We start from the raw sequence: 11,671 nt of genomic DNA on the forward strand, positions 1-11,671 counted from the left end.
CACCAATCCCCAATCCCCAATCCTCAGTCACCTAACTAGCAAGATATTCATTCATGCTGGCTTTTGACTTGCGAAGTTTTGTTAAGGCTTCCCGTTCAATTTGTCGGACTCGTTCCCGACTGATATTCAGTATTTCACCTATTTTCGCTAGAGTCAAAGATTGCCCATCTAATAAACCAAAACGCAGCTTAATGACTTCCTTCTGCTGTGGGGTGAGTTCTGACATCAGACACTCTATGTCGTAAGATAGAGAAGATTGCATCACAAAATCTTCTGGTGATGCACCTGTATCTTCCAGCATTTCTCCCAGTTCAGTGTCGTAATTATCCCCTAGTCGTAAATCTAGAGATAAAGGCAGACGGGCTTTTTCTAAGCATTCACGCACCTGTTTAGGTGTTAATTCCAATTCTTCAGCTAATTCTATAGCTGTAGGCGCACGTCCCAGCGTTTGGGAGAGTTGGCGTTGTGCTTTCTTGATTTTATTTAGCTTTTCGGTAATATGAATGGGGAGACGAATTGTGCGAGCTTTTTCGGCAATAGCGCGGGTAATAGCCTGACGTATCCACCAATAGGCATAGGTAGAAAATCTATAACCTTTGGTGGGGTCAAATTTTTCTACTCCCCGTTGCATCCCAATACTACCTTCTTGGATTAAGTCGAGTAAATCGACATTGCGCTTAATGTACTTTTTGGCAACAGACACAACTAAACGCAGATTGGCTTCTACCATTTTACGTTTAGCAATTTCACCTTCAGCGATCGCTTCATTTAACTCTACTAGTTCTAGTTGTGCTGCTGTTGCCCACTCTTCTAAACTGGGTTGACGATCTAACTGATTAGCAAGATTATCTCTCACCTCATACAACGCGGTACATTTTTGTACCTGTTTCCCATAATGAATCTCTTCTTCATGGGTGAGGAGTGGCACACGGCCAATCTCACGCAGGTAAGTCCGCACGAGGTCTGTGGGTGTCTGAGCCGTCTTCATGGCGCTACTCTTTGGTGATGATGGGTTTGCTGGTAGTGTCATTAGCTGATAAATGCCTTGGGATGTTGCCATCCAGGTACGCTGGAAAACTACGCTAGGGTTTGGGATTTACACGCCCGATCAACTCGGCTGCTTATATTTAATCAATATTAGGCTTCTTAACTGCTAGACGTTACAGTTATTTCCTAGTAATTACAAGTACCGACAGTTAGATATAAGGTAGTATGTCGAACATTTTTGGTTTTATGAGAATTATTAATAATTGTAACATTTATGAGAAAAGTTTGACTACCGAAAAACCCAAAATTTCCTGGTTACTTCAGGGGTTAAAATGCCGTAATTATACTTAAAAAATTATGTATGAAGCTCTGGAAATCAATTCTCTAGGGAAGAAATCGCTTTCTCATATTTGTTAAAATATCTCAATGTTAACCATAATCTTTCTCCTATAATAATTGCTTAATGTTTCGGGGACTGGGGACTGGGGACTGGGGATTGGGGACTGGGGATTGGGGATTGGGGATTGGGGATTGGGGACTGGGGATTGGGTTGTTTACCTCCCCATCACCCCATCACCCCATCACCCCATCACCTAAGTTGGACAGTATTCTTGAATGACTTTTACATCTAAGGTTGTGTTTTGCAGAGAACGGATGGCGGCGACTGTGGCTCTAGCGCCAGCGATAGTAGTAATAATGGGAATTTTGTAAGCTAAGGCTGTACGACGAATCAACTGTCCATCGGTGCGGGCTTCTTCTCCTGATGGTGTATTGATGATTAGCTGAATTTGCTGATTTTTGATCGCATCGACAACATGAGGACGACCTTCATGGAGTTTGAGTATGGACTCAATCTTTAATCCTTGTTCCTGAAGGAATTGGCGTGTACCTTGGGTAGCCATGATATTGAAACCCAGGTTGATAAATTCTTTGACTACATCTACAGCCAGAGATTTATCGCGATCGCTCATGGAAACAAATACAGTACCCTTGAGAGGTAACTTTTCCCCTGCACCCATTTCCGCTTTCGCAAAAGCCCGGCCAAAATCGCTATCAATCCCCATCACTTCGCCTGTTGAGCGCATTTCTGGTCCTAAGATGGTATCTGTACCAGGGAATTTATTAAAGGGTAAGACGGCTTCCTTCACTGCAATATGAGAGGGAATAACTTCTTGTGTAAAGTTCAATTCCTCTAAGGTTTTACCCGACATAATTAAGGATGCGAGTTTTGCCAGTTGTACACCTGTAGCTTTAGAAACAAAAGGCACAGTGCGGGATGCTCTGGGGTTAGCTTCCAAAATGTAGACTTGGGGAGAATAACTATTTGCACCGACTACCGCAAATTGAATATTCATCAAACCTACAACAGACAAAGCTTGTGCTAGTTCGACTGTCCAAGTACGAATTTGATTGAGAACGGCTGGGGATAGGGAAATAGACGGTAAGGTACAAGCCGAATCTCCTGAGTGAATACCCGCTTGTTCGATGTGTTCCATAATGCCACCGATTACGACTCTGCCAGTATGGTCAGCGATCGCATCGACATCAACTTCAATGGCATTTTCTAAGAATTTATCAATTAAAATGGGATGGTCTGGTTCTACCAGCACGGCAAAAGTCATGTAGCGTTCTAACTCTGCATCAGAATAGACGATTTCCATCGCTCTTCCTCCCAATACATAGCTAGGACGCACCACCACAGGATAACCAATGCGTTTAGCGACAATTAAAGCATCTTCATAACTTCTGGCTATACCATTAGGCGGTTGAGCAATATTTAATTTGTTGAGAATCTTTTCAAATCGCTCCCGGTTTTCAGCCATGTCGATAGAATCGGGAGATGTACCCCAAATTTGGGGAATGGGAAAATCAGGACTAGGAACAGGACATTGGTAAACATCACCATTCGCTAGTTGCTCTAAATATTGCTGTAAGGGAACTGCTAATTTTAATGGTGTTTGTCCCCCAAACTGGACAATTATTCCCACCGGGTTTTCGGTGTCGATGATGTTGAGAACGTCTTCCTTGGTTAACGGCTCAAAATACAAGCGATCGCTTGTATCATAATCTGTAGAAACCGTTTCAGGATTAGAATTAACCATGATTGTTTCATACCCTGCACCATGTAAAGCATAAGCAGCGTGACAACAACAATAATCAAACTCAATTCCTTGACCAATGCGGTTTGGCCCCCCACCCAAAATCATCACCTTGGGTTTGGTGGTGGGTAAAACTTCCGTTTCTTCTTCGTAGGTAGAATAGTAATAAGGAGTTAGAGCTTCAAATTCAGCCGCGCAAGTATCCACAGTTTTGTAAACTGGAATCACTCCTAAGTTCTTGCGGTAAGCCCTAACTTCATCTTCATTGGTTTTAGTAGCATAGGCTATTTGGCGATCGCTAAAACCATCCCTTTTGACAGCATACATTTGCTCTTTTGTCAACTGCTTTAAGGGAGTGCGTTTCAGAAATTTCTCCACTTCTAGCAGCTGTTGTAATTTATCTAAAAACCACGGGTCAATAGCCGTAAGTTCATAGATTTCTTCATTACTCATTCCTAGTTGCATCGCATGACGGACTGCAAAGATGCGTTCTGGGTTTGGTGTCCGCAATTGAGCGCGAATTTGTTCACCACTGGGTAATTTTTCAGCTTTGTCACAACCCCAACCAGCGCGACCGGTTTCTAGAGAACGCAATGCTTTTTGGAAGGATTCGTTAAATGTCCGTCCAATGGCCATTGCTTCCCCGACAGACTTCATTTGGGTAGTTAGTACAGGTTCAGAACCGGGGAATTTTTCAAACGCGAAACGGGGAATTTTTGTCACCACATAATCAATTGTCGGTTCAAAGGAAGCGGGGGTTTTCTTGGTGATATCGTTTTGCAGTTCATTCAAGGTGTAACCCACAGCTAACTTAGCCGCTATTTTGGCAATGGGGAAACCTGTGGCTTTGGAAGATAAAGCAGAACTGCGGGATACACGGGGGTTCATTTCAATGACGACTACATCCCCATTGACAGGATTTACCGCAAACTGAATATTTGAACCGCCGGTTTCTACGCCAATTTCGCGGATAATTTTAATCGCCATATCCCGCAACCGTTGATATTCTTTATCGGTGAGGGTTTGGGCAGGGGCGACGGTGATAGAATCGCCTGTGTGAATCCCCATTGGGTCGAGGTTTTCGATGGAACAGATAATGACTACGTTATCTGCTAAGTCACGCATGACTTCTAGTTCATATTCTTTCCAACCTAGCAAAGATTGGTCAATGAGAATCTGAGAAACGGGACTGGCATCAATCCCTACTTGTGCCATTTCTTCAAATTCTTCTTTATTGTAGGCTATACCGCCTCCTGTACCACCCATTGTAAAGGCAGGACGGATAATGAGAGGATAAGAACCAATCCGTTGTGCGATCGCTTTTGATTCTGCTAAAGTCGAAGCTGTACCACTAGGACAGACTGCTACCCCAATTTTGTCCATCGCTTCGTTAAACAGTTTTCTGTCTTCGGCTTTTTCAATTGCTGGTAATTTCGCACCAATTAACTCAACGTTGTATTTTTCCAAAACACCATTTTTCGCCAAAGCTACAGCGAGGTTAAGGGCGGTTTGTCCTCCCATTGTTGGTAGTAGGGCATCAGGTCGCTCTTTAGCGATGACTTTTTCTACTATTTCTGGTGTCAGCGGTTCAATATAGGTGCGGTCTGCTGTTTCTGGGTCGGTCATAATAGTGGCTGGGTTAGAATTGACCAACACCACTTCATAGCCTTCTTCTCGTAAGGCTTTACAGGCTTGAGTTCCAGAATAATCAAATTCACAGGCTTGGCCAATGACAATTGGACCTGAACCTAACAGAAGAATTTTTCGGATATCTTGACGACGAGGCATAGTTTTTACTTTAGATCAAGAAAATAGAAATCTTGACTATTTTAAGGGTCTTTACACCCGATCATCTTATTTGTTACGAAGTTTTCCTGGTTCTGATCATGGAATGGGGTTTAGAGTGTGCTATGTGGAAAAAATACAGGAAAAACTCACCATAGATGAGATAGCACCAAGATAGAACTCAGAAGTTGAGATTTTTTGGCATAATTCCTCACAAAATTGCGAAAGTTTCCTGACTGGTTTTTACTCAAATGAAAGTTTATTTAATGATGTTCAGATTTTATACCCAAGCTTTGGCAAATTATTTCTATTGTGTGCATAAAATTAACTAGAAATAATTCTCAACTACAGTTCTTAATGGTTTTTTTGATGTCTCTAATCAGCTATATATCTTTAGTTGATTTTATGATAGTTAATTCTCGATGTTTATCATAAATTTATGACAAATATTGTTGCTAATTAATTATTCAATATTTTAGATTAAAATCAATAATTTTCATGAGCTAAGATTAAAAATGACAGACAGGAATAAATTCTCCTATCTGCCAATTTTCTTTATATTCACATAGCTGATACAGCTAAATTTTAAATCTGTCTAAATAAGCAGATTGAAAATTATCTAAAGTTTAGTTTGCAGCAGGTTGAACAAAACCCAAGGTTAAACTATCTTTAGCTAAAAAGTGAGCTAAATGGTAAGCTCTCTCTTCTGTCTTCAACAAAATCTTTTCGTAAAGATAACGTGTACCTCTGTCTCCCAAACTCTCAGCCTGAGCCGCTTGACGACGAATTACACCAATAATCGCTTGTTCTGCAACCAGGTCATTTTCTATCATCTTTCGGGAAGAAAATGTCCCATCTACTTCTGGTTCAAAGCAGCATAATTCAGCTAATTTGCTAAAACTAGCCACGGGTACACCACCCAAGCCATTTAAACGTTCACCAATTTCATGGATGTGATCTTGAATTTCTTTGTAGCTGGTGTTAAAAAATTCATGGAGTGAATAAAATTCTGCACCTTCAACCACAAAATGATGTTTTTGGTATTGCAAATATAATGCTTGAAAACTAGCTAGTACCACGTTAAATCCTTCAACGACTGGTGTAGTGACACTGCGATCCAGCAATACAGGATTGTCATATACTTGACCAAAATTTTGTAACAGAGTTTGAGTATCAGACATTGTTCTCCTCGCTTTTTAGCAGTTATGATTTTTAACTGCTGATTTTCTCTATATTAACATTTTCAGAATTCATCGCAAGTCTATTAAATCTGACAGAATTTATCATTTTTCACGGCTACAAGTATCTATTTTCTGCTCAGGTTGGTACTAAATATTAAATTTATCTGTATTTGTGTAACATTTATATTGACTTTATTGACAAAGTATGTATTGATTTGACGTGGAGCGGTGGTAAAGATTTCCTGAAAATTTTTTGCAAATTTAATGACAATAATTTGCACTTACGCTATTCTTATTTATAAGGTTCAACTCAGACAAACTCCCCAAACCAGGGAGTCAATATGTTGTGTTTACTGCAAGTTTGTTGCACTTTGAGGGTAATTCGCTTGAAATCTTTTAGTTCAGAAGCAGAAATAAGGCACATTGTAGAAGTGAATTGGTCAGACCGTTGGCAAGTTTATCAACGTTTAAATGAGTTAAATATTCCTTGTCGTTGTGAGATAAACCAACCATTGCAAGTAGAAATTGCTAATCCACAGGTAGCTGTACAGCTTTGGAGTGTGGTGAGACAATTTAAAGCTTCTCGTCAAGATTTAATTTTTACTCTTGAAAATTCTTGGCGGATTCGCTAACAATTTTTTTAATGCCTTAATAAATTGTGTTGTTTAAAAATAGGTCAAAAAAAATGAGTGTATTCTACAGTAATGAAGTGACGGAATTTTGCCTTGAGGGTAGATTTTTAGATTTTGTGATTAAAGACGGTTATAAGTTAAAAGGCTTGTTATTAGCGACTGCTGAGGGTGAATGCTATGTAAAACTAGCCAAACATTTACGAGTAGCTTTTGATTTGCGTCTACCGCGTGGAACTTGGTTGCAAGTTGTCGGCACTAAAACGTATGATTCTAAAAACGATCAGGTAATGCTGAAAGCTGAACGGGTAATGGCTGCAAGTTCTCAGATAGAAGTAGTGTCTCCATCACCAGCTGCAAATAAACCTAAACCAGCGAAGACACAAACTATTTTAATGTGTCAAAAATCGGATTGTATGAAACGCAGTGGTAAAGCGTTGTGCAAGGTGTTAGAATCAGAGTTGAGCGATCGCGGTTTACAAGATACAGTTAATATTAAAGGTACTGGCTGTATGAAAAATTGTAAGGCTGGACCTAATTTAGTGATGCCAGATAAAACTCGTTATACAAAGGTTAAACCTGAACAAGTTTCTATTTTGGTAGATAAGCATTTTGGTAAAGATGTGGAAATAGAAAAACGGCAATTTATAGAAGTTTAATTATAACTTTAATTATTTGTCTGAATCAGGATATCCAGGATTTAAGGATTTACAGGATGTTTGATTTTCTTTCATTGATGATTTTTGGTATTTAATTATTTGTCTAAAAAAAAGAAAATTTTTTGAAAAATAAATTTAGCTTATTTGACTGAGAATAAATAAAATACAATTGATTAAAATTGATTAAAGATGATCTAATTAATATCATCTAGTCAAAAAATCATAGTATTCAAATAACATCCTGTAAATCCTGATTCTGACAAATAAAATCATCAATATCATTTTACATTGTTGTGAGTCAGAGACTCACTTTTTGCATTCCCAGTCTGAGACTGGGAACAAGAAAAAATAACATCCTCTACATCCTAAAATCCTGGATATCCTGCTTCTAACAACTTACTCCCCTTTCAATTTCAAAGCCTCAGTAGTTGACATCCCCTCATTCTGAAGACCAAAATAAGATAAAGCCGCAGCAGCTTCCGCACGAGTCACCGCTTTTTTAGGTTGAAAAAGTGTCGTATAACCAAACACTCTTCTAATATTTGATTGTTCCGCATTTTGAAAATCAGCTAAAATTGCTCTTAATGCTTTAGGATCAATTTTTTCCGTATCTTGAAAACCCCAAGTTTGTTTTACTGCTTCCAAATTAGCATTAGGTAAAGCTTGACGAGTATCTAACGGAACTTTCCACATTAAGAGATTTTCCCTAGTTAAAGGTGCATCAGGACGAAATAAAACTGCTGTTGCATCTCCAGATAAATTACTAGGAATTAATCCTGCTTCTGCTAATCCTTGAATAGCTGGAAAATCAGGATCTTTTGCGGAAATATCTCTAAAAGCTGGTTGTGTACTTGTGGATGCTAAACGAATTTTTTTAGCTGGATTATTAGCATACATCACATTATTTGCTGCTACTAACCAACGGGCATATTCTCGGCGAGTAACGATTTTATCGGGTGCAAATTCTTGATTATTGGTAGTACCAGAATCGCTGTTACTTGGTTTTGATACAATTGATAAAATACCCAATTTTGCTAGATCTTCAATTTGTTTACGCCATTCTGGAGGGACTTTATTTAAATCATTAAATTCTGTAGGTTCTAATATTTCAACTTCGTTATTGACTGCGTTATTTGGTGACTTAGCAATATTAGTATCGGGTAACATTGGTCCAATAAATTGAGAATCACCAGATGGGGAAACTGTACCGGAATTTGTATTTATGTTAGGTTTCGTTGCATCAACACTATTAGCTGCATATTCAATGAGGATATCTGTTGCTGTTTGTGGTTGATTTGGTGCGTTATTAGTAACTGATTTTGGTTTAATCTCCACTTTCAACAACAAGTCATTACGCTGCACTTCAAAAGCGCCTTCTAGGTCATCTTTTGGTTGTTGTAAAACTTGCCAATTTTTATTTTGAAACTCGCTCCGATAAAAATTAGCAATAAAATTACTAGGGTCTGAACTTTGCCACCGAGTTAAACTTTTATTGTCTGAATTATTAGCAGGTTTAATTTCTTCTAAACTGGCATTAGGATATAAGGGAATTTCTTTAGGAAAGTCAGCAGGTAACTGAATTTTAGGTGCAGTTGATATTTCTTGATTCTTAGTTTCACCAAAAACCGCAGGATTGCTTTGCAGTTTGGCATCCGCTGCTAAAGACTGTTCCAAATTTTTAGCTGCTGGTCCATTAGCACAGGCTGTTAAGGTAGAGAGTAAAACAGCCATACTGAGAAAGATAGCTGGACGTTTAAAAGATATCACAGGACACTACAAATCTATTTTCAATTCCTACCCTAGCATTTTAGTTATCAGAGAACAGGGAACAAAGAATAGGCAAAAGTTGATGAATTGTCCCCAATCCCCAATCCCCAATCCCTAAGCAAAAATTCTCGTGTTGATGAATTTACAGCTTGTAGTCTAGCATCCAATTTTGCTAACGGTATATCACATATATTGACTATAAAGCCATAATCTATTCCTTGAGGCATCAACTGAAAGTTATCATCTTAGGTTGTTTTCAAGATTTCAGGATTTACGCAACTGGTACATTGGTAGGGTGGGTCAGATATCAACAATCTGTTTATTTGCAAGATTTATGCAGTCTGATGCACCCTACAACAGATTTTTGTTGTGAAACGCAGCTTTAGTCCTAGATTTGATTGGCAGTTCTGAGAGTGATGATAGTTTCTTTCGGTAGTGTGATGCCTTAGGCGAGCGCAGCTATCGCAGGTTGCACAGACGGTCTATAGTTAGTTATGGCTGTTTTCGCAGAGCTACCCACTACTGGCAATGGAGATGAAGTTAAATTTGTTTCCTTGTTAGAGAAAGCTGTTGCTGCCAGCCAACGGATCTGATTTTGTTTGGGGTCTGGGCTGCTCAGTGCTTGCTCAAATCGAGCAATTAAATGAATCTGCTGCTGTACTAGCTGCATGGCTTTGGTATAAAATATATTATCTCCTTTTGCTGAATCAGGACGTTGACTCAGGTCTAAGGTCGACTTATATTCCATAGCTAAGGCAAAGCTAGGAGTAAAAGTTAGCGTCAAAGGCAGCAAAAGTCCCAAAAAGATTTTTCTCATATCAAAAATGCCGATCTGATTGATGGGTATATGAAAAATCTAAAATAGATATTAAATTGGAAGAAAACAACGACCATCGACAACCGTCAGTTTATTTTACTTTCTGTAAAGCGTCGCCAGGTTGTTACCAGTGCTGAAACAAGATGACATGCAAGTTTCCCCGGATCAGCCTATCTATTCTGAGGCTCCACTCCAGCTGTTGCTATTTGTCGATGGACGGCCAAAGTCCCGACAACAGGTACAGCGAATACGCGCCTATTTAAGAGATCTAGAAGCCGAGTATAGTTTTGAACTGCAAATTATTGATGTCGGGCAACAACCGTATTTAGCGGAACATTTTAAATTAGTGGCAACGCCCGCTTTAGTTAAAATTCATCCAGAACCTCAACAGACTCTGGCTGGCAGTAATATCATCGCCCAATTAAAAAACTGGTGGCCTCGTTGGCAAACTGCTGTGGATGCATTATTAAAATTACAGGAAGACTTACAAGATCGTCAGAATGAGAATGGGCGCGTAACAGCGACATCTACAATACATTCTGTGGCTGTTTCTGCGGAGTTGATCAAACTTTCTGATGAAATTTTTAACTTGAAGCAGGAAAAAGAGAAACTTCAAGAACAGTTAAAATTTAAAGATCGGGTGATGTCAATGTTGGCACATGATCTCCGCAATCCTTTAACTGCTGCTGCAATAGCAATAGAAACGCTGCAAACTAACTATAATCCAGAAAAGGGAGAGTTTCAACGTCTCAAGCCGGCAATAACTGAGCATTTACTCAAGCAAGCCCGTAGTCAAACACGAATAATTGATCGCATGATTGCCGACCTGTTGCAAGTCGGTCGTGGCAATGATACAGAATTTCCGATTATACCACAAAAGTTGGAGTTAGCTAAAATTAGTCTGGATGTACTGGAAGAATTGCGCGATCGCTGTATTGCCAAATCTCAAAAAATAGAAACAGATATCCCCAATGACTTACCCTCTGTTTATGCTGATCCAGAACGCATTCGTCAAGTTTTGGTAAATCTGTTGGATAATGCTATTAAATACACCCCTGCTGGTGGCATCATTAGTTTAGCTGGACTACACCGCACTACCCAAAAAGTACAGTTTAGTATTGGTGATAATGGTCCAGGTATTCCTCCAGAAAACCGCGATCGCATCTTTGAAAATCATTTCCGTCTACAACGTGATCAAGGAACAGATGGTTATGGAATTGGTCTGGCTTTATGCCAACGCATTATTTTAGCGCACTATGGTCAAATTTGGGTAGATTCAACCCCTCAAGGTGGTGCGTGGTTTCATTTTACTTTACCAGTTTATCCTTTTTAGCTTTAATTATCCATTTAATAAATGCCAAATCCATTAATGTATGAACAGGACAACTTTGTTGTTCTAGAAACAAACCAACCTGAACAATTTCTGACGACATCAGAGTTATTAGAAAAGTTAGTAAATACTTTACAGCAACTTACAGTTGATGACTTACCTCCTGATGTCAAAAAATTGCGGTCAGTGTTAGAGCAAGCACAATATTTAATAGATACTAGTTGTGAGTTAGATGTTGGACCAGGAAAGTATTTACAGTGGTATGTAGTGCGGTTAGAAAAGTGATTGGGGATTGGGGATTAGGGATTGGGGATTAGGGATTGGGGATTAGGGATTGGGGATTAGGGATTAGGGATTGGGGATTGGAGATTGGGGATTAGGAAAAAATATTACCAATTACCAATTACCAATTACCAA

General features: G+C 39.3%; 9 protein-coding genes. 4 read left to right on the plus strand and 5 right to left on the minus strand.

All coding sequences use genetic code 11. The features are described from left to right. Positions 1 to 31: 31 nt before the first annotated feature. From VB694_RS14825 to VB694_RS14835, 3 genes are all read right to left on the minus strand, one after another. Positions 32 to 988: an RNA polymerase sigma factor, RpoD/SigA family gene (locus VB694_RS14825; RefSeq protein WP_323361124.1), complete on the minus strand. Its 957-nt coding sequence runs from the start codon at positions 986 to 988 to the stop codon at positions 32 to 34. A 592-nt stretch (positions 989 to 1,580) separates the two neighbouring features. Next, positions 1,581 to 4,874, minus strand: coding sequence for a carbamoyl-phosphate synthase large subunit (gene carB / locus VB694_RS14830; protein WP_323361088.1), 3,294 nt, complete (start codon positions 4,872 to 4,874; stop codon positions 1,581 to 1,583). A gap of 623 nt (positions 4,875 to 5,497) precedes the next feature. Next, on the minus strand, positions 5,498 to 6,052 hold the full coding sequence (locus VB694_RS14835; RefSeq protein WP_323361089.1) for a Dps family protein: 555 nt from the start codon (positions 6,050 to 6,052) through the stop codon (positions 5,498 to 5,500). Positions 6,053 to 6,438: 386 nt separating this feature from the next. Here VB694_RS14835 and VB694_RS14840 point away from each other — a divergent pair, with 386 nt between their 5' ends. Together VB694_RS14840 and VB694_RS14845 are read left to right on the plus strand one after the other, a co-directional pair. After that, a complete protein-coding gene (locus VB694_RS14840) occupies positions 6,439 to 6,684 on the plus strand; it encodes an Asr1405/Asl0597 family protein (protein WP_416233485.1) in 246 nt (81 codons plus the stop codon). Between the two features lie 53 nt (positions 6,685 to 6,737). Further along, a complete protein-coding gene (locus VB694_RS14845) occupies positions 6,738 to 7,340 on the plus strand; it encodes a (2Fe-2S) ferredoxin domain-containing protein (RefSeq protein ID WP_323361091.1) in 603 nt (200 codons plus the stop codon). 396 nt (positions 7,341 to 7,736) lie between these two features. Here the strand turns inward: VB694_RS14845 and VB694_RS14850 are convergent, their stop codons facing one another. Both VB694_RS14850 and VB694_RS14855 read right to left on the minus strand, forming a co-directional pair. Then, positions 7,737 to 9,107, minus strand: coding sequence for an S-layer homology domain-containing protein (locus VB694_RS14850; RefSeq protein ID WP_323361092.1), 1,371 nt, complete (start codon positions 9,105 to 9,107; stop codon positions 7,737 to 7,739). A 445-nt stretch (positions 9,108 to 9,552) separates the two neighbouring features. Next, positions 9,553 to 9,924, minus strand: a complete 372-nt coding sequence (locus tag VB694_RS14855) for a hypothetical protein (RefSeq protein ID WP_323361093.1) — start codon at positions 9,922 to 9,924, stop codon at positions 9,553 to 9,555. A 130-nt stretch (positions 9,925 to 10,054) separates the two neighbouring features. On the opposite strand from VB694_RS14855, the gene VB694_RS14860 reads away from it, so the two are divergent. Next, positions 10,055 to 11,257: a histidine kinase gene (locus tag VB694_RS14860; protein ID WP_323361094.1), complete on the plus strand. Its 1,203-nt coding sequence runs from the start codon at positions 10,055 to 10,057 to the stop codon at positions 11,255 to 11,257. A 21-nt stretch (positions 11,258 to 11,278) separates the two neighbouring features. Then, on the plus strand, positions 11,279 to 11,539 hold the full coding sequence (locus VB694_RS14865; protein ID WP_323361095.1) for a chlororespiratory reduction protein 7: 261 nt from the start codon (positions 11,279 to 11,281) through the stop codon (positions 11,537 to 11,539). Positions 11,540 to 11,671 lie beyond the last annotated feature (132 nt).

It is taken from the genome of Anabaena sp. UHCC 0451 (assembly GCF_034931405.1).
In the GTDB taxonomy this organism is placed as follows: Bacteria; Cyanobacteriota; Cyanobacteriia; order Cyanobacteriales; family Nostocaceae; genus RDYJ01.